Source organism: Geodermatophilus sp. SYSU D00879 (assembly GCF_054050375.1).
Window position 1 is genome coordinate 198,095 of sequence record NZ_JBJGZF010000002.1, and the last position, 24,468, is coordinate 222,562.

Here is a 24,468-nt window from a genome sequence, read left to right on the forward strand (position 1 = left end):
CTGGGGCGGGCGCGTCCGGTCGGGTCAGTCGGCCTGTCCGGCGGCCCGCAGGCGGGACTGGGCGCGGCGGGCGGCGGCGAGGGCCTCGGGGTCGTCGCCGGCGGACTCGGCGCGGCGCAGCGCCTCGCGGGCCCGCTCGACGTCGATCTCGGAGGAGATCTCCGCGGTCTCGGCGAGGATGGACACGCCCTTCGGCGTCACCGACAGGAAGCCGCCGTGCGCGGCGACGACCATGTCGGGGCCCTCGGTGGTCCGGACGGTGACCACGCCACCGGGGGCGAGCTCGCCGAGCAGCGGGGCGTGGCCGGGCAGGACGCCGATCTCGCCCTCGGTGGTGCGGGCGATGACCATGCTCGCCTCACCGGACCAGATGGTCCGCTCGACGGCCACCAACTCGACCTGCAGGGTCGCCACGACACTCCTCCGGGTTCACCGACGGGCGGTGCTGGGACGCCGGCCGGGAAGCGGGCACGGCGACGGTCGTCGCCCACTCTAGCCGCGGGACGCGGGGCACCCGGCGCGGGCCGTCCGGCGCTCACCCGGCCGGGCGGCGGCCCCGGTCCCTCGTCAGGCGGCGCGGCGGTAGAGCAGGGTCCAGCGACCGACGCGGACCCACGGGTGGCGCACCGTCGAGGCGGGCGCCCACTCCTCGGTGTCGTAGGCGATGTCGTGCACGTGCGGTACGGACGTCGACGGCCAGGTCCACCCTGGATCGGCGGTCCCGGCCGGCAGGCGGGTCACCGTGCCGTCGGTGCTGGTCGCGTCCAGCCACTCCATGGTCTTCTCCCACACGACGCGTCCGGTCCCTCCGGGCGCCACCCTCTCCGATCGGCAGCAAGGCTCCCGCTCTTGAGGTGCGCCCGGAAGGCACCTGCCCACGACGCCGGGTACGTCAACCACCTCGCGCGCCACGCCCTGGCCCGTCCCGACCGTCCGTGACCGGTCCTGCACGCGGAGGCGGCCCCGGACGCACGACGGCCGGGTGTCCCCGCAGGGACACCCGGCCGTGACGTGGTGTGGCCCCGTCCAGAGGCCCACCCCGAGCGTGCGTGGGGTGAGGAGGACGGGGTCCTTCCTCAGCCGCGCTTGAGCTTCTCCGCGTTGCGCTCGAGGTCCTCGAGCCCACCGCACATGAAGAAGGCCTGCTCGGGAACGTGGTCGTAGTTGCCCTCGGTGAGCGCCTTGAAGGCCTCGAGGGTCTCCGACAGCGGCACGAACGAGCCGGGCTGACCGGTGAAGGCCTCGGCCACGAACATGTTCTGCGAGAGGAACCGCTCGATCCGCCGTGCGCGCTGCACGGTGACCTTGTCCTCCTCGGAGAGCTCGTCGATGCCGAGGATCGCGATGATGTCCTGCAGCTCCTGGTAGCGCTGCAGGATCTGCTTCACCGTCTGCGCGACCTGGTAGTGCTCCTGCCCGACGTACTGCGGGTCGAGGATCCGGCTGGTGGAGTCCAGCGGGTCGACGGCCGGGTAGATGCCCTTCTCCGAGATCGGCCGGGAGAGCACCGTCGTCGCGTCGAGGTGGGCGAAGGTGGTGTGCGGCGCCGGGTCGGTGATGTCGTCGGCGGGCACGTAGATCGCCTGCAGCGAGGTGATCGAGTGACCCCGCGTCGAGGTGATCCGCTCCTGCAGCTCGCCCATCTCGTCGGCGAGGGTCGGCTGGTAACCCACGGCGGAGGGCATGCGGCCCAGCAGCGTGGACACCTCGGACCCGGCCTGGGTGAACCGGAAGATGTTGTCGATGAAGAGCAGCACGTCCTGGTTCTGCTCGTCGCGGAAGTACTCCGCCATCGTCAGCGCCGACAGCGCCACCCGCAGCCGGGTGCCCGGCGGCTCGTCCATCTGGCCGAAGACCAGCGCGGTGGACTCGATGACCCCGGACTCGGTCATCTCGGTGATGAGGTCGTTGCCCTCGCGGGTGCGCTCGCCGACGCCGGCGAACACCGACACGCCACCGAACTCCTGGGCGACCCGGCGGATCATCTCCTGGATCAGCACGGTCTTGCCCACGCCGGCACCGCCGAACAGGCCGATCTTCCCGCCGGCCACGTACGGGGTGAGCAGGTCGATGACCTTGATGCCGGTCTCGAGCAGCTCGGTGCGGCCCTCGAGCTGGTCGAACCGCGGCGCGTGCCGGTGGATCGACCAGCGCGGCAGGTCCTGGCCGTAGCCGGGCTTGTCGAGGCACTCACCGAGGGCGTTGAACACGTGCCCGGTGACCTCGTTGCCCACCGGGACGCTGATCGAGCCTCCGGTGTCCCGGACCTCGGCGCCACGGACCAGACCGTCGGTCGGGGCCATGGAGATGGTGCGGACCACGTTGTCGCCCAGGTGCTGGGCGACCTCGAGGGTCAGCGTCTTGCCCAGGTCGGCGAGGGTCACGTCGACGTGCAGGGCGTTGAACAGGTCGGGCATCGCGTCGCGCGGGAACTCGACGTCGACGACCGGCCCGGTGACCCGGACGACGCGGCCGGTCGTCTGGGTGGTCGGACGGTCCTCGGTGACGGTCATGAGGGGGGCTCCTCGGTCAGGTGGATCGGAGATCCTGCGGCCCCCGCCTCGGGCGGGGACCGGGGTGGTCAGTCGTCGGCGTTGGCTGCGACCAGCGCGTCGGCACCACCGACGATCTCGCTGATCTCCTGGGTGATCTCGGCCTGGCGCGCCTGGTTGGCCTGGCGGGAGAGGTTCTTCGCCAGCTCCTCGGCGTTGTCCGAGGCCGACTTCATCGCCCGCCGCCGCGACGCCGACTCGGAGGCCGCGGCCTCGAGCAGCGCCGCGTAGATGCGGGTGGTGACGTACTTCGGCAGCAGCGCGTCGAGCAGCGCGTCGGCCGAGGGCTCGAACTCGTACGAGGTGGGGACGCCGGAGTCGCCGGTGCGGCCGGCCTCGCGGTCCTCCCGCTCGAAGTCGAACTCCTCGACCTCCTCGACCTCCAGCGGGGCCAGCCGCTTGGCGACCGGGACCTGGGCGAGCAGCGAGCGGAACTCGGTGTAGACGATGTGCAGCTCGTCCACGCCGGCCACGCCGTCGGCACCGGGGCCGCCGTCCGCGTCGTCCGCCCCGGCGGTGAACGCGTCGATGAGGACGCGCCCGACCTCCTGGGCATCGGGGTAGGCCGGCTGCTCGGAGAACCCGGTGAAGGTCTGCACCACCGGCCGGTTGCGGAAGGAGTAGTAGGTCTCCCCCTTGCGGCCGATGACGTAGACCTGCGGCTCCTTGCCCTCCTGCCGCAGCAGCGACAGCAGCTCCTCGGTCCGCCGCAGCACGTTCACGTTGTACGAGCCGGCGAACCCGCGGTCGGAGGTGACCACCAGGACCGCGGCCCGCCGCGTCGCCTGCCGCTCGGTGAGCAGCGGGTGCTCGAGCGAGGCCGACGACGCCAGCGCGGACAGCACCCGGGTGATCTCCCGGGCGTACGGCTTGGACGCCTCCACCCGGGCCTGGGCGCGCACGATGCGGGCGCCGGCGATCAGCTCCTGGGCCGAGAAGATCTTCTTCGTCGACTGGGTGGAGCGGATGCGCCGCCGCAGCGCGCGAAGGGAACCGGCCACCGGTCAGGCCTTCTTGACCTGGACGCGCTCCTGGCCACGCTCGGACGCGTCCATGGCCTCGGCCTCGGGCTCGTTGACCAGCGAGGTGCCGTCGGAGGTCGTGAACTGCTGGTAGAAGCTCTCGACGGCGCGCTCGAGGCTGCTCACCGCGTCGTCGCCGAGGGCCCGCGAGGTGCGGATCTCGTCGAAGACACCGCTCTCGCTGCGGCCGATGTAGTCGAGGAACTCCGACTCGAACCGGCGGACGTCGGACACCGGCACGCGGTCGAGCTTGCCGGTGGTGCCCAGCCACAGCGAGACGACCTCGCGCTCGACCGGGTACGGCTGGTACTGGCCCTGCTTGAGCAGCTCCACCAGGCGCTGGCCGCGGTCGAGGGTGGCCCGGCTGGAGGCGTCCAGGTCCGAGGCGAACGAGGCGAAGGCCTCGAGCTCGCGGTACTGGGCGAGGTCCAGGCGCAGGCGGCCGGCGACCGACTTCATCGCCTTGATCTGCGCCGAGCCGCCGACCCGGGACACCGAGATGCCGACGTTGATGGCCGGGCGGACACCGGAGTTGAACAGACCGGTCTCGAGGAAGATCTGCCCGTCGGTGATCGAGATGACGTTGGTCGGGATGTAGGCCGACACGTCGTTGCCCTTGGTCTCGATGAGCGGGAGACCCGTCATCGACCCGGCGCCCAGGTCGTCGGAGAGCTTGGCGCAGCGCTCCAGCAGCCGGGAGTGGAGGTAGAAGACGTCGCCCGGGTAGGCCTCGCGGCCCGGCGGGCGGCGCAGCAGCAGCGAGACGGCGCGGTAGGCCTCGGCCTGCTTGGACAGGTCGTCGAAGACGATCAGGACGTGCTTGCCCTCGTACATCCAGTGCTGGCCGATGGCCGAGCCGGTGTAGGGGGCGATGTACTTGAAGCCGGCGGCCTCCGACGCGGGAGCGGCGACGATGGTCGTGTACTCCATCGCGCCGGCCTCCTCGAGGGAGGCGCGGATCGCCGCGATCGTCGAGCCCTTCTGACCGACGGCGACGTAGATGCAGCGCACCTGCTGCTTCGGGTCGCCGGTGGCCCAGGCCTGCTTCTGGTTGATGATCGTGTCGAGCACGATCGCCGTCTTGCCGGTCTGGCGGTCGCCGATGACCAGCTGGCGCTGGCCGCGCCCGATCGGGGTCATGGCGTCGATGGCCTTGATCCCGGTCTGCAGCGGCTCGTGCACCGACTTGCGCTGCACGACGGTGGGGGCCTGCAGCTCCAGCGCGCGGCGGCCGGTGGTGGCGATCTCGCCGCCGCCGTCGATCGGGTTGCCGAGCGGGTCGACGACGCGGCCGAGGTAGCCGTCGCCGACCGGCACCGACAGGACCTCGCCGGTGCGGCGGACCTGCTGGCCCTCCTCGATGCCGGCGAAGTCACCGAGGATGACGACGCCGACCTCGCGGACGTCGAGGTTCAGCGCGAGGCCGCGGACGCCGCTCTCGAACTCGAGCAGCTCGTTGGTCATGACCGAGGGCAGGCCCTCGACCCGGGCGATGCCGTCGCCCGCCTCGGTGACGATCCCGACCTCTTCCCGGGACACGTCCGGGGAGTACTCGGTGACGTAGTTCTGGATGGCACTGCGGATCTCGTCTGCGGAGATCGTCAGCTCGGCCATGGCGCGCGTCCTCTTCCCTGCTGGGTCGTGCTGTCTGTGGTCTGGGGTGGGGCGGGTCAGCCGGCGAGCCGGCGGCCGGCGGACTCGAGCCGGTTGGCGATGCTGCCGTCGATGACCTCGTCACCGACGCGCACGACCAGGCCGCCGAGCACCTCGGGGTCGACCGTCACCTGCAGGCCGATCGTCCGCCCGTAGATCCGGCCGAGCACGTCGCGCAGCCGCTGCTCCTGCGTCACGGTCAGCGGCACCGCCGTCGTCACGTGGGCGACCGAGCGGCCGCGCCGGGCGGAGGCCGCCACGGACAGCCGCTCGACCCGGTTCTCCGCGTTCCCCACGTGCCGGGCGGTCAGCGAGTTCCGCAGCAGCTGCTCGGTGACCGGGCTGACCCGGCCCGACAGGAGCCGGTCGAGCAGCGCCGCGCGCCCCTCGGCCGGTGCCGAGTCGTCGGAGAGGATGCGGGACAACTCGGGGTCGCCGCCGACGATCCGGCCGAAGCGGAACAGCTCGTCCTCGACGCCCTCGAGCTCGCCGCGCGCCTCGGCGGCGTCCAGCGAGGCCTCGGTGGCGAGGGTCTCGGCGGCCTCGACCAGGTCCAGCGGCCGCGACCACCGCTGGCGGGCGGCGGTCTCGACGAGGTCGACGGCGGCCTCGGAGACCCGCCCGCCGAGGATCCGGCGGGCCAGTCCGGCCCGGTCGGCCGGCTTGGCCGACGGGTCGGACAGGGCCCGGCGCAGCGCCACGGTGCCGTCGAGCAGCCGCGCGACGGCGAACAGCTCGTCGGCCAGGGCCAGCAGGCCCGGGCCGGCGGCACCGGCCGTCGTCGCGGCGAGGCGCTCGCGGCTGACCGCGAGCGCCTCCCGGCTGGAGGCGTCCATCAGCGGTCGCCGCCGGGGACGAACACGGTGCTGCCGGCACGGCCGTTGCCCGCCGCCCCGCCGGCCATGCCGTCGAGCTGGTCGAGGAACCGGTCCACGGTGCCGCGACGACGCGCCTCGTCCTCCAGGGACTCCCCGACCACGCGGCCGGCGAGGTCGACGGCCAGCGTGCCGATCTGGCCGCGCAGCTCGTTGACGACCGACTGGCGGTTGGCGGCCAGCTGCTCCTCGCCGCGGGCGACGATGCGCGCCGACTCCTCCTGCGCCTGGGCGCGCAGCTCCTCGAGGATCTGCTGGCCCTCGGCCCGGGCCTGGTCCCGGATCTGCGCGGCCTCGGTGCGCGCCTCGGCCAGCTGGGCGCGGTACTGCTCCAGCGCGGCCTTGGCCTCGGCCTGCATGGCCTCCGCCCGCTCGATGCCGCCCTCGATGGCCTCGCGGCGGGCCCGGAAGACCTGCTCGAAGCGCGGGGCGATGAACCGGAAGAAGACCAGCATGACGATCGCGAACGCGATCAGCCCGATGATGATCTCGCCCAGCGGCGGGATCAGCGGGTTGTGGGCTTCCTCCGCTGCGAGGATGTTCATGGTCTCAGTGTCCCTGTCTCAGTCGGTGCCGGCCCGCGGGGCGCGGATCAGGTGCCGAAGACGAAGGGGACGACGAAGCCGATGAGCGCGAGCGCCTCGGAGAGCGCGAACCCGAGGAACGCGTAGGTACGGGTCAGGCCGGCCGACTCGGGCTGGCGCGCGGTGGCCTGGATGTAGGCCGCCCACACGATGCCGACGCCGATGCCCGGGCCGATGGCGGCGAGGCCGTAGCCCACGGAGCCGATGCTGCCGGACAGCTCAGCCAGAAGATCCATGACGGGGTGTTCCTCCTGTGTCGTCGCCCGGTGTCTCCGGGCGGCTTGCGGGGGTCTTGGGGGTGGTGCGGTCCGGGAGGTGCCTGCTCAGCCGGTCAGTGCTCGGCCTCGATCGAGCCGTTGAGGTAGGTCCCCATCAGCACGGTGAAGACGTAGGCCTGCAGGAAGATGACCAGCAGCTCGAAGAAGGTCATGACGATCGCCATCAGGGCCGAGACCGGGCCGAAGACGACCGAGAAGTTGTCCCGGCTGAACAGGTAGACCGCGCCGAGGGAGAACACCACCAGCAGCATGTGGCCGGCGAACATGTTCGCGAAGAGCCGGACCGCGAGGGTGAACGGCCGGACGATGAAGTTCTGCAGGATCTCGATCGGCGTGACCAGGATGTACATCGGCTTGGGCACGCCGGGCAGGAACAGGATGTCCTTGAAGTAGCGGCCGGCGCCCTGCTCGCGGATGCCGATGTAGATGTAGAGCACCCAGCAGATCGCGGCGAGCACCAGCGGGAACGCGAACTTCGACATCGGGGAGATCTGCGCGAACGGCAGGATCGACATGAAGTTGTTCGCGAGGATGAAGAAGAACAGCGACGCGAGGAACGGCGCGAAGGGGATCCCCCTGGGGCCGACGACGTCGCGGGCGATCCCGTCCCGGACGAGCGAGTAGCCGCTCTCGCCGATGAACTGCATCTTGCCCGGCACGATCTGCGGCTTGCGGACCGTGAGGACCATGAAGACGAGCATCGCCAGCGTGGCGAACCACAGGCCGAGGGTGATGCGCGTGATCTCGAAGTCGATGCCGAAGAGCGAGAACTCGGCGAGCGGCTCCGGGTAGAACTCGCCCAGGCCGGGGGCCTGGAAGCCGTCTCCGGACCCGCCGCCCTCGGCGGCGAGCACGTCCACGAGCGCGAGGGCGCTGGAGGTCACCGTTGTCCCTTCTGCGTCCTGGGCCGGCTCCGTCGTCCGCCCGGGGTGTTGCCCTGCTCGGGTGCACCCTGGTCTGGTGGCAGCCCGCCGAACCGTTTGACGACCAGGTAGATGGCCGCCGAGATGCCGAGGAGGATCCCGACCGGCAGGAACACCCGCGTGTCCAACCACCGGTCGAGCAACCACCCGGCTCCGCCCCACACGGCCATCCCGGAGATCATGGTCCCGATGACGGCCCAGCCGGTCTCGGCACCGCTGCCCCGAGGGGCTGGTCGCGCAGGTCGGGGCCGGGGCTCCCCACGGGTGGGGTCGTCCTCGGCCATCGCCCGGACACTATCAGCCGCGTGTCGGGGCGCCTCCCGGTGCCGGGGGGACCGTCGCCTGACCGGGTGGCGCGGGCGGCGTCACGTAGTAGAGGGGGCGGGTCCACACCCACCGGAGCTGCACACCGCTCCACAGCAGGGCCCCCACGACCACCGCCCACGCCAGCGTGCGCCGGTCGAGCCAGCCGTCCTCGGGCAGCGCGCTGAGGATCCCGAACAACACGACGGCCTTGACGAAGAAGGTGCCCAGCGCCGCCGGCAGCGTGAAGGTGTCGTTGATCCGCCCGGCCCAGGCGATGACCACGCCGGAGACGACGAAGAACGCCGTCACCACCAGGCCGCCGACCAGGACCCCCACGGCGTCGGGCCAGCCGAGCACCAGGCCGACGACCAGGGCCGCGACGACGGCGACCGAGCCGGTGACGAGCGTGCCGACCCTGAGGAACGACAGGTCCCACGGGACCTGCGCGACCGGGCGGGGCGCGCTCACCGGAGCCCCTGACCGGCCCCGGCCGCGCGCGGGGCGGACGGGGTGGTGGTGGTCGCCGCGGCCGGCACCGGGGGGCCTGCCGGCGGCGCGGGCTCCGGGGACCGGCGCCCGGCGCGGTGCGCCCGCGCGGTCGGGTGGGCGGCGCGGCTGCGGCGGCGCTGCTCGGCGATCTCGGCGGCCCGGGCCGCCCGGGCGGCACGCCGGGCGTGCGGGGCGAGGACGACGACGACACCCACGACGAGCAGCACCCCGATCACGACGAGCAGCTCGACCGTCCCGCCGGTGACCGAGAGGGCCACCGCGCCGAAGGACAGGAGAGCCGCCCAGAAGTACATGGTCAGCACCGCCCGGCGGTGCGAGTGCCCGATGGACAGCAGCCGGTGGTGCAGGTGCATCTTGTCGGGCGAGAACGGCGACTGCCCGCGCCGGGTCCGGCGGACCACCGCCAGGAGCAGGTCGACGAACGGGATGAAGAGCACCGCGATCGGCACGAGCAGCGGCAGGGCCAGCGGCAGCAGGCTGGCCGCGGAGTCGAAGGACTGGGCGTCGACCCGGCCGGTGGCGCTCACCGCGGCGGCCGAGAGCATCAGGCCCACGAGCATCGACCCGGAGTCGCCCATGAAGATGCGCGCCGGGCTGAAGTTGTGCGGCAGGAAGCCCAGGCAGGCGCCGGCGAGCACCGCCGTCACCAGGGCCGGGGCGCTGGCGACCTCGTCGTAGCCGACCCGGCTGAGGTTGTAGCTGTAGGCGAAGAAGGCCAGCGCCGCGATGGCCGAGACGCCCGCGGCCAGCCCGTCGAGGCCGTCGATGAAGTTGAGCGCGTTGACCGTGAGGACGGTCAGCAGGATGGTCAGCGGCACGCCGACGTCCGGGCCGAAGGAGATCGTGCCGATGTCGGCGACCGGCAGGAACAGGAACGCCAGCTGGACGCCGAGCAGCACCATGACGCCGGCGGCGGCGATCTGGCCGGTGAGCTTGGTGAGCGCGTCGAGCCCGAACTTGTCGTCGAGGACGCCGAGCAGGCAGATCAGCCCGCCGGCGACGAGGACGGCGGCGGTCTGCGAGTCGTCGAAGGTGCGCTGCAGCGCGGGCAGTCGGGTGGCCACCAGCACCGCCGCCGCGACCCCGAGGTACATGGCCACGCCCCCGCCGCGGGGGGTGGGGATGACGTGCACGTCGCGCTCGCGCGGGGCGGCCATCATCCGCAGCCGCACCGCCGCGATCCGCACCACCGGCGTGGCCAGGAAGGTGACCAGGCCCGCGGTCAGCAGGACGACGGCGTACTCCCGCACGGCTCAGCCCCCGTGCGGACCGCGCAGGGTCCCGGCCGGGCGCGCGGCGGGCGTGCTCATCGCGACGGTGCTCCCGGGGGGCGAGACGGCGGGCGGACGGGACGGGCGGTACCCCCACGGTATCCCCCCGTCACCGGACGGAGCGGGATCCGCAGCGGCCGGTGACGGGGCCCTAGTCCGTGACCTCGGGCACGACCTCGCGCAGCCGCTCGACCGGCACCGCGCCCACCCGCAGGACGCGCGGCACCGGACCGGTGCAGTCGACGATCGTGCTGGCCGCCGAGCCGGCGCGCGGGCCGCCGTCGAGGACGACCGCGGCGTGCTCGCCGAGCTGCGCGTCCGCCTCCTGCGCGCTCGTGGCGGCGGGCCGGCCGGAGCGGTTGGCGCTGGAGACGGCGAGCGGACCGGTGCGGCGCAGCAGGTCGCGGGCGACGTCGTCGTCGGGGAGGCGGACGGCGACCGTCCCCTCGGCGTCCCCGAGGTCCCAGGCCAGCGACGGCGCGTGCTCGACGACGAGGGTCAGCCCGCCCGGCCAGAAGGTCTCGGCCAGCCGCTGGGCCACCCGGGGCACGCTCATCGTCAGCCCGGCCATCGTCGACGCCTCCCCGATGAGCACGGGGACCGGCATGGCGCGGCCGCGGTTCTTCGCCGCCAGCAGGCCGGAGACCGCGGCGGGTGAGAAGGCGTCGGCGCCGACGCCGTAGACGGTGTCGGTGGGCAGCAGGACCAGCTCGCCCCGGGCGATCGCGGCGGCGGCGGCGTCGAGACCCGCGGCGCGCTGCTCGGGGTCGGTGCAGTCGTAGAGGTCGGCCACGGGCGGTCAGTCTCCCCCAGCCCGGACCGCGGTCGTGAACCGCGGCCTCCCGGCGAGGTCGGGGTGGTCCGCGACGGACGTGAAGTCGCCGGTGCCGCGCACCAGCGCGGGCAGCGCGCTCCCCTGCTGGTCGGCGTGCTCGATGCCGAGCCCGCCGCCGGGGCGCAGCAGCCGGGCCGCCGTCGTCAGCAGCCCGCGGACGACGTCGAGGCCGTCCGGGCCGCCCCACAGCGCGAGCGGCGGGTCGTGGTCGGCGACCTCGCGCGGCACCCGCGCGCCGTCGGGGACGTAGGGCGGGTTGGACACGACGAGGTCGACGGTGCCGTCGAGGTCGCGCAGCAGGCCCGGGTCGGTCATGTCGCCGGCGAGCACGGGAACCGGCCGGTCCCCCGCCGCGGCGCGCAGGGCGGCGTTGTGGCGGGTCCACTCGATCGCCTGCGGGTCGCGCTCCACCGCGGTGACCCGCGCGCCGGGGTGCTCGTGCGCGATGGACAGCGCGATCGCGCCGGACCCGCTGCCCAGGTCGACGACGACCGGCTCGGCGACGCCGGCCAGCCGCGCCAGCGCCCACTCGACGAGCTGCTCGGTCTCGGGCCGGGGCACGAACACGCCGGGGCCGACGGCGAGCTCGAGGTGGCGGAACGGCGCCCGGCCGGTGAGGTGCTGCAGCGGGACGCGGGCGGCGCGCTGGTCGAGCAGCGCGGTGAAGCGGGCGGCGGCGTCGTCGTCGACGTCGCCGCGGGTGAGCAGCGCCGTCCGGGAGGAGCCGAGGACGTGGGCGAGCAGCAACTCGGCGTCCACGCGGGGCGACTCGACGCCGGCCTCGGCGAGGCGGCGGGCGGCGCCGGCGAGCAGCGTGCGAGTGTTCAGGACCCGGCCGCCATGAGCTCGGCGGTGTGCGCGCGGGTGAGCGCGTCGATGACCGGGTCGAGCTCGCCGTCGAGGACCTGGTCGAGGTTGTGCGCCTTGAAGCCGACCCGGTGGTCGGAGATGCGGCTCTCCGGGAAGTTGTAGGTGCGCACCCGCTCGCTGCGGTCGACCGTGCGGACCTGGCTGCGGCGCTGGTCGCTGGCGGTGGCCGCGGCCTCCTCGCGGGCGGCGGCCAGCAGCCGGGAGCGCAGCACGCGCAGCGCCGACTCGCGGTTCTGCAGCTGGCTCTTCTCGTTCTGGGAGCTGACCACGATGCCGGTGGGCAGGTGGGTGATCCGCACGGCGGAGTCGGTGGTGTTCACGCTCTGCCCGCCGGGGCCGGACGAGCGGAAGACGTCGATGCGCAGGTCGTTCGGGTCGACGGTGACGTCGACCTCCTCGGCCTCGGGCAGCACGAGCACGCCGACGGCGGAGGTGTGGATGCGGCCCTGCGACTCGGTGACCGGCACCCGCTGCACCCGGTGGACGCCGCCCTCGAACTTCAGCCGCGACCAGATGCCCTCGTCGGTGCGGGACTTCACCGCGATCGAGACGTCCTTGTAGCCGCCGAGCTCGGCGGGGACGGCGTCGAGGACCTCGGTGGCCCAGCCGCGGCGCTCGGCGTAGCGCAGGTACATGCGCAGCAGGTCGCCGGCGAACAGCGCGGACTCCGCGCCGCCCTCCCCCGCCTTGATCTCGAGGATGACGTCCTTGTCGTCGTCGGGGTCCTTCGGCAGCAGCAGCTCGCTCAGCCGGTCGGTGAGCTCGTCGATGCGCGTCTCGAGGCCGCGGGCCTCCTCGGCGAACGAGGGGTCCTCGGCGGCCAGCTCGCGGGCGGCGTCGAGGTCGTCGCGGGCGGCGTCGAGCGCGCGGGCGGTCTCCACGACGGGCGCCAGCTGGGCGTAGCGGCGACCGAGGCGCCGGGCGCGGCCGGCGTCGGCGTGCACCGCGGGGTCGGCCAGCTCGGTCTCCAGCGCGGCGTGCTCCTCGAGCAGCCCGCGCAGCCGGTCGGGCGCGGCGTCGGTCGGGCTGCTCATCGGGGTGCCTCTCGTACGGGGGGCGGGGGCGGACACGACGACGGCGCCCGTCCCACGCGAGGTGGGACGGGCGCCGTCGGGGGTGCTACTTGCCGGCGGTGGCGCCGCGCTTGCCGAACCGCTTCTCGAAGCGGGCCACGCGGCCACCGGTGTCGAGGATCCGCTGCTTGCCCGTGTAGAAGGGGTGGCAGGCGGAGCAGGTCTCGACGGTCAGCGTGCCGCCGGGGGCGGTGCTGCGGGTGGTGAAGGTGTTCCCACACCCACAGGTCACCGTGGTGGTGTGGTAGTCGGGGTGGATACCGGACTTCATGATGCGGGCCTCTTCCGGGGACGTCTCGGTGCTGTTGTCGTGAACGCCGGCGGCCGGCCGGTCATTCCGGCCGCGCAGCGGGGCTCGGCCGACCAGTATCCCCGATCGGCCGAGCGCGGCGGCGGGCGGTGCGTCAGTCGCGCTCGGGGCCGAGCGTCGTCTTCTGGATCTGCATGAGGAACTCGACGTTGTTGCGCGTCTTGCGCAGCTTGTCGAGCAGCAGCTCCAGCGCCTGCTGCGGCTCGAGCGCGGAGAGCACCCGGCGCAGCTTGATGACGATGGCCAGCTCGTCGGGCGAGAGGAGGATCTCCTCCTTGCGGGTGCCCGACGCGTTGACGTCGACGGCCGGGAAGACCCGCTTGTCCGCCAGCCGGCGGTCGAGCTTGATCTCCGCGTTACCCGTGCCCTTGAACTCCTCGAAGATGACCGTGTCCATCGTCGAGCCCGTCTCGACCAGCGCCGACGCGAGGATGGTCAGCGAGCCGCCGTTCTCGATGTTGCGGGCGGCCCCGAGGAAGCGCTTGGGCGGGTAGAGCGCCGTCGAGTCGACACCGCCGGACAGGATGCGCCCGCTGGCCGGGGCGGCCAGGTTGTAGGCGCGGCCCAGACGGGTGATCGAGTCCAGCAGGACGACGACGTCGTGGCCCATCTCGACCAGGCGCTTGGCGCGCTCGATCGACAGCTCCGCGACGGTCGTGTGGTCCGACGGCGGCCGGTCGAAGGTCGAGGCGATGACCTCGCCCTTCACCGAGCGCTGCATGTCGGTGACCTCCTCGGGCCGCTCGTCGACGAGGACGACCATGAGGTGGCACTCGGGGTTGTTCGTGGTGATCGCGTTGGCGATCGCCTGCAGCACCATCGTCTTGCCGGCCTTGGGCGGCGACACGATGAGCGCGCGCTGCCCCTTGCCGATCGGCATGACCAGGTCGATGACCCGGGTGGTCAGCTGGTGCGGGTCGGTCTCCAGCCGCAGCCGCTCCTGCGGGTAGAGCGGGGTCAGCTTGGTGAACTCCGGCCGGTTGCGGGCCTGCTCGGGGTCCAGGCCGTTGACCGAGTCGAGGCGGACCAGCGCGTTGTACTTGTCCTTGCGCTCGCCCTCGCGCGGCTGGCGGACGGCGCCGGTGATCGCGTCACCGCGGCGCAGGCCGTGCCGGCGGACCTGGGACAGCGACACGTACACGTCGTTGGGGCCGGTCAGGTAGCCCGAGGTCCGGACGAACGCGTAGTTGTCCAGGACGTCGAGGATGCCGGCGACCGGCAGCAGGACGTCGTCCTCGCTGACCGTCGGCTCGCTGGGCTGGTCGAAGCGGTCCCGGCCGTTGCGGCGGTTGCGGTCCCGGTAGCGGCGCCCGCGGCGGCCGCGGCCGCCCTCGAAGTCGTCGTCGTCCTCGTCGTTGCGGTTGTCCGCGCGGTCGTTCCGGTCGGCGCGGTCGTTCGGCCGGGCGTTGCGGTCGGCGCGCTCGCCGCGGTCGGGACCGCGCCCGTCCCGCTGGCCGTCCCGGGTGCCGTCGCGCTGCCCGTCGCGGTTGCCGCGCTCGGCGCGGTCGCCGTCGCGGGGCTCGCGGCCGTCCCGGGTGCCGTCGCGCTGCCCATCGCGCTGGCCGTCGCGCTGGCCACGCTCGGCGCGGTCGCCGTCGCGGGCCTCGCGGCCGTCCCGGTTGCGGTTGCGGTCCCGGTTGCGGGCCGGGCGGTCACCCTCGGCGCGGTCGCCGTCGCTGCGGTCACCGGCGGGACGCTCGCCCTCGGTCCGCTCCGCGGGTGGGGCGGCCGGCGTGGCGGCCGGGGCCTCGGCGGCCGGGGCCTCGGCAGCGGGGGCCGCGGCAGCGGGCGCGTCCGAGGTGGGGGCGCCGGCCGGGCGGCTGGCGGCACGCCGGCGACGCGGGGCGCCCTCGGCGGGGGCGTCGGCGGCAGGGGCGGTCACCGGACCGCTGTTGGCGCCCCCGGTGACGGGGGCCTCGACCGGCGTGGCGGTGGCGGCGACGGCGTCGGCGCCCCGCGAGGCCGGGACGTCGGGGGTCGCGTCGGCCGGGGCGCCGGGCGCCGGGACGCTGCCCGGCGTCGCACCGCCGACCTGGCGGGCGGAGATGGCGGCGACGAGGTCGCCCTTGCGCATGCGGCCCGTGCCGGGGATGCCCAGCTCGGCCGCGAGCCGCTGCAGCTCGGGGAGCAGCATGCCGGCCAGCCCGCTGCCGCGGCGGCGGGACCGGCCCGCGGTGCCGGAGGCCGCAGCTGCCTCGCCCGCAGCGCCCTCGGGGGCGCCGGTGGTGGCGAGGTCGGTGGTTTCGCTCACGTACAGGTCCTTCCCTGCGGTGACCTGCGCCTACCAGCGCAGGAGGTGACCCGGCGCCGCCCCGTCCATCTGTTCCGGACAGGGGGGACGGCGGATCCAGTGGGTGCGGAGCGGGGATCAGCGTCGACAGGAAGGTCGTCTGCAACGTTCCGCGCGAGGCTCGCCCGAGGGGCGGCTACGCAGCAAGCCTAGGACTCGCCCCACGGACGGGACAACACCGCTGACCAGCGGAGTGTTCCTCGTTACGAAGACGATACCCCAGGCGTCACTCGCACCACGCGCGCGCCGCCGTGGTCCACCTCCAGGGGGTACACCCGCCACCCGTCCGGGGTGATCCCGCTCACCTCGCGCGCCGCCGCGTCTCCCGGGACGTCGTCGGGGTGCCGCCGCGCGAGCACGAGGACGCTGGGCCCGGCCCCGGACACGACGGCGGGGTGACCGGCCGCCCGCAGCCGGTCGACCAGCGCGATCGTGTCCGGCATCGCGGCCGCGCGCTGCCGCTGGTGCAGCCGGTCGTCGGTGGCCTCGAGCAGCATCGCGGGCTCCGCGGTCAGCGCGTGCACCAGCAGCGCGGCACGGGCGGCGTTGAACGCGGCGTCGGCGTGCGGCACCAGGTCCGGCAGCAGCGTGCGCGCGGTGTGCGTCGACAGGGTTGCCTCCGGCACCAGCACCACCGGCACGACGTCCTCGCTCACCGGCAGCCGGTCGGCCCGCGCGCCCCCGGGCGTCGTCCACGACAGCGTCGCGCCGCCTAGCAGGCACGCGGCGACGTTGTCCGGGTGCCCCTCGAGCTCGTCGGCCAGCCGCAGCACCGCGTCGTCGTCCCGGACGTCGACGTCGGGGCACAGCTCGAACGCGCCGACCACGCCGGCGACGACGGCCGCGGCCGACGAGCCCATCCCCCGGCCCTGCGGGATCGCGTTCTCCGCGCGCACGCACAGGCCCGGCGGGGTCCAGCCCAGCCGCTCGCAGGCGGCGCGGAAGGCCCGCACGACCAGGTGCCGCTCGTCGGTGGGCAGCTCCCCCGCGCCGACGCCGGACACCTCGACGGCGAGCCCGGAGTCGGCGACGGCGAACTCGACGACGTCGTGCAGCGTCAGCGCGAGCCCGGCGCAGTCGAACGCGGGGCCGAGGTTGGCACTGGTCGCGGGCACGCGGACCCGCACCGAGGGGCGAGCGGCCACTCAGAGACCCAGCTGCGCGGCGGCCGCGGCGGCGTCGACCGGCACGGTGACCGGGGCGGGCGCACCGGAGATGGCCCACTCCGGGTCCTTGAGCCCGTTGCCGGTGACGGTGCACACCACGCGCTGCCCCGGCTCCAGCTCCCCGGCCGCGGCCACCTTGAGCAGCCCGGCGACCGAGGCGGCCGAGGCGGGCTCGACGAAGACCGCCTCGCTGCGGGCGAGCAGCCGGTAGGCGGCGAGGATCTCGCGGTCGGTGACGGAGTCGATGCGGCCGCCGGACTCGTCGCGGGCGGCCAGCGCCTTGGTCCACGACGCCGGGTTGCCGATGCGGATCGCCGTCGCGATGGTGCTCGGGTTCTCGACGACCCGGCCGGTGACGATCGGCGCGGCGCCGGCGGCCTGGAAGCCGAACATCCGCGGCCGCCGCGTGGCGGGGCCGTCGGCCTCGTACTCGCGGTAGCCCTGCCAGTAGGCGGTGATGTTGCCGGCGTTGCCGACCGGCAGGCAGTGCACGTCGGGGGCGTCGCCGAGGACGTCGACGATCTCGAACGAGGCGGTCTTCTGCCCCTCGATGCGGTACTGGTTGACGCTGTTGACCAGGCTGACCGGGTAGTCGATCGCCAGCTTGCTGGCCAGCGCCAGGCAGTCGTCGAAGTTGCCCTCGACCTGCAGCAGCTTCGCGCCGTGCACCAGCGCCTGGGCGAGCTTGCCGAGCGCGATCTTCCCCTGCGGCACGAGGACCGCGCAGACCATCCCGGCGCGCGCGGCGTAGGCCGCGGCGCTGGCGCTGGTGTTGCCGGTGGACGCGCAGATGACCGCCCGCGAGCCCTCCTCGAGCGCCTTGGTGATGGCCATGGTCATGCCGCGGTCCTTGAACGACCCGGTCGGGTTCGCGCCCTCGACCTTGAGGAACACCTCGCAGCCGGTGCGCCGGGACAGCTCGACGGCGGGCACCAGCGGGGTCGCGCCCTCGTGGAGGGTGACCACCGGCGTGGTGGCGCTGACCGGCAGCCGCGACCGGTAGGCCTCGATCAGCCCGGGCCAGACCGGTGATACGGCACCGTGCAGCGTCCCCGTCATGACAGACCCTCCACCCTCAGCACGCTGGTGACCCCGCGGACCGCGGGGACCTCCCGGAGCGCGGCGATCGTCGCCGACAGCGCCGCGTCGGGGGCGCTGTGGGTGACGATGACCAGTGTGGCGGCGTCGCCGTGCCCGTCCTGGCGGACGGTGGCGATGCTCACCCCGTGCTCGGCGAAGGCGGTCGCGACGGTCGCCAGCACCCCGGGGACGTCGGCCACGTCGAGGCTGACGTGGTACCGGGTGGGCGTCTCGGCGATCGGCCGGGCCGGCAGCTCGGCGTAGGTGGTGGGCCCGGCCCCGGCGGCGCCGGCCACCCGGTTGCGGGCGACGGCGACCAGGTCGCCGAGCACGGCGCTCGCGGTGGGTTCGCCGCCGGCGCCCTGCCCGTAGAACATCAGCTGCCCGGCGGCCTCGGCCTCGACGAAGACGGCGTTGAACGCCCCGCCGACGGCGGCCAGCGGGTGCGACGTCGGGATCATCGCCGGGTGGACGCGGACGGCGACCGACTCGCCCTCCCCGTCCCCGTTGGCCGGCACCCGCTCGCAGATGGCCAGCAGCTTCACCGTGCAGCCGATCTCGGCGGCGCGGGCGACGTCGGTGGCGGTGACCGACGAGATGCCCTCGCGGTGCACGTCGGCGGCGGTGACCGCGGTGTGGAACCCGAGCGACGCGAGGATCGCGGCCTTCGCGGCGGCGTCGAAGCCGTCGACGTCGGCGGTCGGGTCGGCCTCGGCGTACCCGAGCTCGGTGGCCTCGGCCAGCGCCTCGGCGAAGCCGTGCCCGGTCTCGGCCATCCGGGACAGGATGTAGTTGGTCGTGCCGTTGACGATGCCGACCACCCGCCGGATCTGGTCGCCGGCCAGCGACTCGCGCAGCGGCCGCAGCAGCGGGATGGCGCCGGCCACCGCGGCCTCGTAGTAGAGGTCGACGCCGGCCTTGGCGGCGGCGGCGTGCAGCGCGACGCCGTCCTCGGCCAAGAGCGCCTTGTTCGCGCTGACCACCGACTTGCCGGCCTCGATCGCCGCCTGGATGAGCGTGCGGGCCGGCTCGATCCCGCCGATGACCTCGACGACCAGGTCGACGTCGTCGCGGGTGACCAGGCCGAGCGCGTCGGTGGTGAGCAGGTCGGCGGGCACGTCGGGGTGCCGGTCGGGCCGGCGGACGGCGACCCCGGCGACCTGCACCGGGCGCCCGACCCGGGCGGTGAGGTCGGCGGCCTGCTCGTCGACCAGGCGCAGCACCGCGCTGCCGACGGTGCCGCAGCCGAGGAGGGCGACCTTGAGCGGTTTCACGAGCGGGCTCCCACCGGGTGCTCGGGCGCGGGCTGGTCGATCGCCGGGGACGGGGCGGGCGTCGTGGCCAGCACGGCGTCGAGGGCGAACACGTCGGACAGTGTCTGACGCCGCACGATCTCGGTGGCGGCGCCGTCCCGCACGGCCAGCACCGGCGGCTTGAGCAGGTAGTTGTAGTTGCTGGCCATCGACCAGCAGTAGGCGCCGGTGGCGGCGACGGCGAGCAGGTCGCCGGGCTGCACGTCCGAGGGCAGCCACAGGTCGCGGACCAGCACGTCGCCGCTCTCGCAGTGCTTGCCGACGACGCGGCACAGCGCCGGCGGGGCGTCGGAGGTGCGGTTGGCCAGCACGCAGGTGTAGCTCGCGTCGTAGAGCGCGGTGCGGATGTTGTCGCTCATCCCGCCGTCGACGGAGACGTAGTTGCGCACCTGCGGTCCGCCGTGGCCGCCGCCGCCCAGCCGGACCGGCTTGATCGTGCCGATCTCGTACAGCGTCACCGTGCCGGGCCCGGCGATCGCGCGCCCGGGCTCGACCGCCAGCCGCGGCACCGGCAGGTCCAGCGCGGCGCACTCGGCGGCGACGACGGTGCGCAGCCGGCGGGCGACGTCGGCGGGGGTGACCGGGTCGTCGTCGGACAGGTAGGCGATGCCGAACCCGCCGCCGAGGTTGAGCTCCTCCAGCACCTCGCCGGTGGCCTGGTGCACCTGCCCCATGAGCCCGACGACGCGGTGCGCGGCGGCCTCGAAGCCCGCGGTGTCGAAGATCTGCGAGCCGATGTGGCTGTGCAGCCCGGACAGGTGCAGCGCGGGCTCGCGGATCACCCGCACGGCGGCGGTCAGCGCGTCGCCGGTGGCCAGCGAGAAGCCGAACTTCTGGTCCTCGTGGGCGGTGGCGATGAACTCGTGGGTGTGCGCCTCGATGCCGACCGTGGTGCGCACCAGCACCGGCACCGGGCTGCCGCCGGCGGCGACCCGCGCCTCGGCCATGGGCACCAGCCGGTCGATCTCGTCGAAGGAGTCGAGCACGACGTGGCCGATGCCGGAGTCGACGGCCAGCTGCAGCTCGACCAGCGACTTGTTGTTGCCGTGCAGCGCGATCCGCTCGGCGGGGAAGCCGGCGGCCAGCGCGACGGCGAGCTCGTTGCCGCTGCAGGCGTCCAGGTGCAGGCCGTCGTCGGCGATCCAGCGGGCCACCTGGCCGCAGAGGAAGGCCTTGGAGGCGTAGTGCACGTCGGCGCCGTCGAAGGCGGCGGCGAAGTCGGCGGCACGGCCGCGGAAGTCCTCCTCGTCGAGGACGAACAGCGGGGTGCCGTGGGTGCGGGCGAGCTCGGTGACCGGCCTGCCGCCCAGGTGCAGCTCGCCGTCGACCCGGCGGGCCGTGCGCGGCCAGACCTGCGGGTCGAGCTCGCCGAGGTCGGCCGGGGGCATCCCGGCCGAGGGCTCCGGGGCGAAGGCGCCGTGGAGCGGCCCCGCCGGGTGGGCCCTCACATCCGCTCCGGCGCGGAGACGCCGAGCACGCCCAGGCCGTTGCGGAGCACCACCGCGGTGGCCGCGCACAGCCACAGCCGCGCGGTGGTCAGCGGCGTCGCCTCCTCGTCGCCGCGGGGCAGGACCCGGCAGGCGTCGTAGAAGCGGTGGTAGGTGCCGGCCAGCTCCTCGAGATAGCGGGCCACCCGGTGCGGCGCGCGCAGCTCGGCGGCCGAGGTGACCACCCGCGGGAACTCGCCGATCGCCCGGAGCAGGTCGTTCTCCCGCTCGTGGGCGAGCAGCCCCGTGTCGACGCCGTCCGCCTCCCCCAGCGCCAGGCCGAGGTCGGCGGCGTTGCGCAGCACCGAGGAGATCCGGGCGTGCGCGTACTGGACGTAGAAGACCGGGTTCTCGTTGGTGCTGCGGCTCCACAGCTCGACGTCGATGTCGATCGTCTGGTCCACCGAGGCCCGCGCCAGGGCGTACCGGGCGGCGTCGACGCCGATCGCGTCGATGAGGTCGGAGAGCAGCACGATCGTGCCGGCCCGCTTGCTCATCCGGACCGGCTCGCCGTCGCGCAGCAGGTTGACCAGCTGGCCGATCAGGATCTCGAGGTGGGTGTCCGGGTCGTCGCCGGTCGCGGCCACCAGCGCCTTGTACCGGCCGACGTAGCCGGAGTGGTCGGCGCCGAGCATGATCACGACCCGGTCGAAGCCGCGGGCCCGCTTGTCCAGGTAGTAGGCGCAGTCGGAGGCGAAGTAGGTCGTCTCGCCGTCGGCCTTGACCAGGACGCGGTCCTTGTCGTCGCCGAAGTCGGTGGTGCGCAGCCACACCGCGCCGTCGGACTCGTAGACGTGCCCCTGCTCCCGCAGCCGGGCCAGGGCCTTGTCCACCGCGCCGGTGTCGTACAGCGACTTCTCGGAGAACCAGACGTCGAAGTCGACGCCGAAGCCCTCCATCGACCGGCGGATCTCGTCGAGCATCAGCGCGACGCCGCGGTCCCGGAAGGTCTGCCGCTGCGCGTCGTCGTCGCGGTCGAGGACGTCGGGCACCTCGGCGACGACGGCGGCGGCGATGTCGGCGATGTAGGCGCCGCCGTAGCCGTCCTCGGGCACCGGCTCGCCCTTCGCGGCGGCCTGCAGGCTGCGGGCGAAGCGGTCGATCTGCGCGCCGGCGTCGTTGATGTAGTACTCGCGGGTCACGTCGGCGCCGCTGGCCTGCAGCAGCCGGCCGATCGCGTCGCCGACGGCGGCCCACCGGCTGCCGCCGATGTGCACCGGGCCGGTGGGGTTGGCGGAGACGAACTCGAGGTCCAGCCGCTGGCCGGCCAGCGTGGTGGTCCGGCCGTAGGCCTCCCCCGCGGTGACCGCCTGCACGGCGATCCGCCCCAGCGCGCCCTGCGCGAGGGTGACGTTGAGGAAGCCGGGACCCGCGACGTCGACCCGCTCCACGGCCGGCTGCGCGCGCAGCTCCTCGGCCAGCAGGTCGGCGACGGCGCGCGGCGGCATGCCGGCGGGCTTGGCCAGGCGCAGGGCGACGTTGGTCGCGTAGTCGCCGTGCTCGGGGTTCTTGGGGCGCTCGACGAGGACGTCGTCGGGGACGGCGACGGCGAGCGTGCCGCGCTCGACGACCGCCGCGACCGCGGTCCGGACGAGGTTGCGCAGCTGCTCGGGTGTCACCGCGTCATCGTAGGCAGCGGCCGCGACCCGGTTCCCCGCCGCACCCGCGTTGCCAGGGTGCGCACAGGTGCGCGACCTAGACTCGCGTGCGGGGGCAGCCGCGAGGCCTGCCGCGCCGGAGCGCCCATCGTGCGCCACGACCGGCGGACGCACCACTCGACGATCACTGAGGAGAGCACGTGGCGAAGGACCGCAAGCCCGAGGCCGGCCGCGCCGGAGGCGGGTCGAGCCGGTCCGGGTCCGGCGCACGTCCGGTGTCGACGGCGAAGCCGGGCAGCGGGTCGTCGGCCCGCCCGCCCGCCGGCCGCCCCGGGGGCCGCGGCCGCACCCGTCCGCCGACGCAGGTGGTGACGCAGCAGCGGCCGTGGGGCCTGATCGCCGCCGCCGTCGCCGTCGTGGTGTTCGCCGCCGCGGCCATCACCTACGCCGTCGTCCAGGTGCGGCAGTCCGACGCCGCGAAGATCGACGCCCTCGACGAGATCTCCGGCATCCAGAGCTTCGACTACGCCGCCGGCCAGGAGCACGTCACCACCCCGGTCGAGTACGAGCAGGCGCCGCCGGTCGGCGGGCCGCACGACGGCGAGTGGGCCGACTGCACCGGCACCGTCTACGACGTCGACATCCGCCACGAGAACGCCGTCCACTCGATGGAGCACGGCGCCGTGTGGATCACCTACGACCCGGACGAGGTCACCGGCGACGATGTCGCGAAGCTCGCCGAGCTGGTCGACGGCGTCTCCGGCCGGCTGCTGTCGCCCTACGCCGGCCTGGACTCCGCGGTCAGCCTGCAGTCCTGGAACCACCAGCTGAAGGTCGACTCCGTCGACGACCCGCGGATCGAGCAGTTCGCCGACTTCCTCACCTTCAACTCCGAGGTCGAGGGCGCCTACCCCGAGGTCGGCGCCAGCTGCGAGAACCCGACCTTCATCAGCGACCCGCTCGTCACCGGCGACGCGAGCCGCGGCGCGGGCGCGACCACCGACGCGCCGACCACACCGACCATGGGTGCCGACGGCTCCACCGAGTCCCCGACGGAGTGACCGCGCCGTGACCGCCACCGCCACCCGCCCCGGGCAGGAGTCCCCCGCGCCGGCCGCCCGCCCGCGCGGCCGCGGCCTGCGGGCCGCGCTCCTGGCCGTCATCGCCGTCGCGCTGGTCGCGCTCGGTGGCGGGCTGGCGGTGGGGCTCGGCCTCGGGCAGGAGGCGACGCCGACGGCGGACTCCGTCGACGCCGGCTTCTCGCGGGACATGGCGGTGCACCACCGGCAGGGCGTGGAGATGGCCAACCTGGCCCTCGAGCGCAGCACCGACCCCGAGATCCGGCAGATCGCCTTCGACATCTCCAGCACCCAGACCAACCAGGCCGGGCAGATGGAGGGCTGGCTCGCGCTGTGGGGTCTCCCCCGCTCCGGCGGTGAGCACATGGCGTGGATGGGCGGCGAGCACGCCGGCCACGACACGTCCTCGACGTCCGGTTCCGGCGGGGCGCTGATGCCCGGCATGGCCACCGAGGACGAGCTCGCCGCCCTGCGGTCGCTGTCGGGGACGGCGTTCGACGTCGAGTTCCTGCGGCTGATGATCCGCCACCACCAGGGCGGCTTCGACATGGCGCAGTACGCCGCGCAGAACGCCGCCGAGCCGGCCGTGCGGACGCTGGCCCGCTCGATCGCCGAGACGCAGACCGCCGAGGTGACGACGATGGTCGGCATGCTGACCGCGCGGGGCGGGACGCCGCTGCCGGCGCCCTGACCCGCCGCCGGGACGGGCGGGGAGGGCTGGTAACTTCTCTCCTGCCCCGAGCCCCCGTAGCTCAGGGGATAGAGCACCGCCCTCCGGAGGCGGGTGCGCAGGTTCGAATCCTGCCGGGGGCACTCCCTGCTGAACGGCCCGGACGGTCCCCCGTCCGGGCCGTTCTCGTCTCCGGCCCGCGGCGGATCGGCTGGCGCCGGCGATGAGTTCCGCGCGCCGGGGTGGTCGTCTGCGTGTGGTCACGGACGAGACGCTGATCCGGATCGGCCGGGCGGTGCAGCTGGCCCACCGGGGCGAGCGGGAGGCCGCCCGCGCGCTGTTCGCCGCGATCTGGGACGAGATCGGCGGCGAGGACGGGGATCCCCTGCACGTCTGCACGCTCGCCCACGCGATGGCCGACGTCCAGGACGACGTGCGTCAGGAGCTGGTCTGGGACCAGCGGGCGCTCGCGGCCGCCGGCCTGCTGACCGACGAACGGCTGGCGCAGGCCGGGGTGACGCTGCCGGCGGCCGGCCTGTACCCGTCGCTGCACCTGGACCTGAGCGAGTGCCACCGCCGGCTGGGCGACCTCGACCGCGCCCGCGAGCACCTCCGCGCGGCGCGGGCCGCGATCGGCGCGCTCGGCGACGACCCCTACGGGCGGACCGTCCGGGAGGGGCTGCAGCAGATCGCGGACCGGCTGCGCTGACCGCCGGCCGCTCG

25 protein-coding genes and 1 tRNA gene are annotated in these 24,468 nt (G+C 74.2%); 4 read left to right on the forward strand and 22 right to left on the reverse strand.

From position 1 onward, the window contains the following. Positions 1-24: 24 nt before the first annotated feature. The 22 genes from ACI79B_RS04320 to argS all read right to left on the reverse strand — a co-directional run bounded on the left by ACI79B_RS04320 (position 25) and on the right by argS (position 22,017). A complete protein-coding gene (locus ACI79B_RS04320; RefSeq protein ID WP_387992473.1) occupies positions 25-414 on the reverse strand; it encodes a F0F1 ATP synthase subunit epsilon in 390 nt (129 codons plus the stop codon). Positions 415-567: 153 nt separating this feature from the next. Next, complete coding sequence (locus tag ACI79B_RS04325) at positions 568-792, reverse strand: hypothetical protein (RefSeq protein ID WP_456929341.1); 225 nt, start codon at positions 790-792, stop codon at positions 568-570. Between the two features lie 284 nt (positions 793-1,076). Further along, positions 1,077-2,513 (reverse strand): F0F1 ATP synthase subunit beta, encoded by a 1,437-nt coding sequence (gene atpD, locus ACI79B_RS04330; protein ID WP_456929340.1) that lies wholly within the window; start codon positions 2,511-2,513, stop codon positions 1,077-1,079. 68 nt (positions 2,514-2,581) lie between these two features. Then, positions 2,582-3,553 (reverse strand): F0F1 ATP synthase subunit gamma, encoded by a 972-nt coding sequence (locus ACI79B_RS04335; RefSeq protein ID WP_456929339.1) that lies wholly within the window; start codon positions 3,551-3,553, stop codon positions 2,582-2,584. A 3-nt stretch (positions 3,554-3,556) separates the two neighbouring features. Next, complete coding sequence (atpA, locus tag ACI79B_RS04340) at positions 3,557-5,188, reverse strand: F0F1 ATP synthase subunit alpha (RefSeq protein WP_456929338.1); 1,632 nt, start codon at positions 5,186-5,188, stop codon at positions 3,557-3,559. A 56-nt stretch (positions 5,189-5,244) separates the two neighbouring features. Further along, positions 5,245-6,063 (reverse strand): F0F1 ATP synthase subunit delta, encoded by an 819-nt coding sequence (locus ACI79B_RS04345; protein WP_456929337.1) that lies wholly within the window; start codon positions 6,061-6,063, stop codon positions 5,245-5,247. Continuing rightward, on the reverse strand, positions 6,063-6,647 hold the full coding sequence (locus ACI79B_RS04350) for a F0F1 ATP synthase subunit B (protein WP_456929336.1): 585 nt from the start codon (positions 6,645-6,647) through the stop codon (positions 6,063-6,065). Before ACI79B_RS04350 ends, ACI79B_RS04345 begins: the two co-directional genes overlap by 1 nt. Before the next feature lie 47 nt (positions 6,648-6,694). Beyond that, positions 6,695-6,922 carry an ATP synthase F0 subunit C gene (atpE, locus tag ACI79B_RS04355; RefSeq protein WP_387992453.1) on the reverse strand — a complete coding sequence of 76 codons (228 nt, stop codon included), beginning with the start codon at positions 6,920-6,922 and terminating at the stop codon, positions 6,695-6,697. A gap of 95 nt (positions 6,923-7,017) precedes the next feature. After that, a complete protein-coding gene (gene atpB, locus ACI79B_RS04360; protein ID WP_456929335.1) occupies positions 7,018-7,848 on the reverse strand; it encodes a F0F1 ATP synthase subunit A in 831 nt (276 codons plus the stop codon). Further along, complete coding sequence (locus ACI79B_RS04365) at positions 7,845-8,171, reverse strand: AtpZ/AtpI family protein (RefSeq protein ID WP_457000062.1); 327 nt, start codon at positions 8,169-8,171, stop codon at positions 7,845-7,847. The genes atpB and ACI79B_RS04365 overlap by 4 nt, the downstream gene beginning before the upstream one ends. 13 nt (positions 8,172-8,184) lie before the next feature. Beyond that, entirely contained in the window at positions 8,185-8,661 is a 477-nt protein-coding gene (locus tag ACI79B_RS04370; protein WP_456929334.1) for a hypothetical protein, read from the reverse strand. After that, a complete protein-coding gene (locus ACI79B_RS04375; protein ID WP_456929333.1) occupies positions 8,658-9,953 on the reverse strand; it encodes a glycosyltransferase family 4 protein in 1,296 nt (431 codons plus the stop codon). The genes ACI79B_RS04370 and ACI79B_RS04375 overlap by 4 nt, the downstream gene beginning before the upstream one ends. A gap of 172 nt (positions 9,954-10,125) precedes the next feature. Beyond that, entirely contained in the window at positions 10,126-10,767 is a 642-nt protein-coding gene (locus tag ACI79B_RS04380; protein WP_456929332.1) for an L-threonylcarbamoyladenylate synthase, read from the reverse strand. A 6-nt stretch (positions 10,768-10,773) separates the two neighbouring features. Further along, on the reverse strand, positions 10,774-11,637 hold the full coding sequence (gene prmC, locus ACI79B_RS04385; RefSeq protein ID WP_457000067.1) for a peptide chain release factor N(5)-glutamine methyltransferase: 864 nt from the start codon (positions 11,635-11,637) through the stop codon (positions 10,774-10,776). Then, the gene (gene prfA / locus ACI79B_RS04390) at positions 11,634-12,713 is read right to left on the reverse strand and encodes a peptide chain release factor 1 (protein WP_456929331.1); all 1,080 of its coding nucleotides are present in this window, start codon (positions 12,711-12,713) and stop codon (positions 11,634-11,636) included. Before prfA ends, prmC begins: the two co-directional genes overlap by 4 nt. 85 nt (positions 12,714-12,798) lie before the next feature. After that, positions 12,799-13,023 (reverse strand): 50S ribosomal protein L31, encoded by a 225-nt coding sequence (rpmE, locus tag ACI79B_RS04395; RefSeq protein WP_387992433.1) that lies wholly within the window; start codon positions 13,021-13,023, stop codon positions 12,799-12,801. Positions 13,024-13,156: 133 nt separating this feature from the next. Beyond that, entirely contained in the window at positions 13,157-15,313 is a 2,157-nt protein-coding gene (gene rho, locus ACI79B_RS04400) for a transcription termination factor Rho (protein ID WP_456929330.1), read from the reverse strand. Between the two features lie 242 nt (positions 15,314-15,555). Further along, a complete protein-coding gene (thrB, locus tag ACI79B_RS04405; RefSeq protein WP_456929329.1) occupies positions 15,556-16,467 on the reverse strand; it encodes a homoserine kinase in 912 nt (303 codons plus the stop codon). A gap of 30 nt (positions 16,468-16,497) precedes the next feature. Beyond that, positions 16,498-17,577 carry a threonine synthase gene (gene thrC, locus ACI79B_RS04410; RefSeq protein ID WP_456929328.1) on the reverse strand — a complete coding sequence of 360 codons (1,080 nt, stop codon included), beginning with the start codon at positions 17,575-17,577 and terminating at the stop codon, positions 16,498-16,500. Beyond that, a complete protein-coding gene (locus tag ACI79B_RS04415) occupies positions 17,574-18,872 on the reverse strand; it encodes a homoserine dehydrogenase (protein WP_456929327.1) in 1,299 nt (432 codons plus the stop codon). The genes thrC and ACI79B_RS04415 overlap by 4 nt, the downstream gene beginning before the upstream one ends. Continuing rightward, positions 18,869-20,299: a diaminopimelate decarboxylase gene (gene lysA / locus ACI79B_RS04420; protein ID WP_457000063.1), complete on the reverse strand. Its 1,431-nt coding sequence runs from the start codon at positions 20,297-20,299 to the stop codon at positions 18,869-18,871. Before lysA ends, ACI79B_RS04415 begins: the two co-directional genes overlap by 4 nt. Before the next feature lie 56 nt (positions 20,300-20,355). Further along, positions 20,356-22,017 (reverse strand): arginine--tRNA ligase, encoded by a 1,662-nt coding sequence (gene argS, locus ACI79B_RS04425; protein WP_456929325.1) that lies wholly within the window; start codon positions 22,015-22,017, stop codon positions 20,356-20,358. 347 nt (positions 22,018-22,364) lie between these two features. Between argS and ACI79B_RS04430 the strand changes: the two genes are divergently transcribed. From ACI79B_RS04430 to ACI79B_RS04445, 4 genes are all read left to right on the forward strand, one after another. Next, positions 22,365-23,057 (forward strand): DUF3105 domain-containing protein, encoded by a 693-nt coding sequence (locus ACI79B_RS04430; RefSeq protein WP_457000064.1) that lies wholly within the window; start codon positions 22,365-22,367, stop codon positions 23,055-23,057. 7 nt (positions 23,058-23,064) lie between these two features. Beyond that, positions 23,065-23,766, forward strand: coding sequence for a DUF305 domain-containing protein (locus ACI79B_RS04435; RefSeq protein ID WP_456929323.1), 702 nt, complete (start codon positions 23,065-23,067; stop codon positions 23,764-23,766). A 50-nt stretch (positions 23,767-23,816) separates the two neighbouring features. Then, positions 23,817-23,888 (forward strand) — tRNA-Arg (locus tag ACI79B_RS04440). A 113-nt stretch (positions 23,889-24,001) separates the two neighbouring features. Beyond that, the gene (locus ACI79B_RS04445) at positions 24,002-24,454 is read left to right on the forward strand and encodes a hypothetical protein (RefSeq protein WP_456929322.1); all 453 of its coding nucleotides are present in this window, start codon (positions 24,002-24,004) and stop codon (positions 24,452-24,454) included. Positions 24,455-24,468 lie beyond the last annotated feature (14 nt).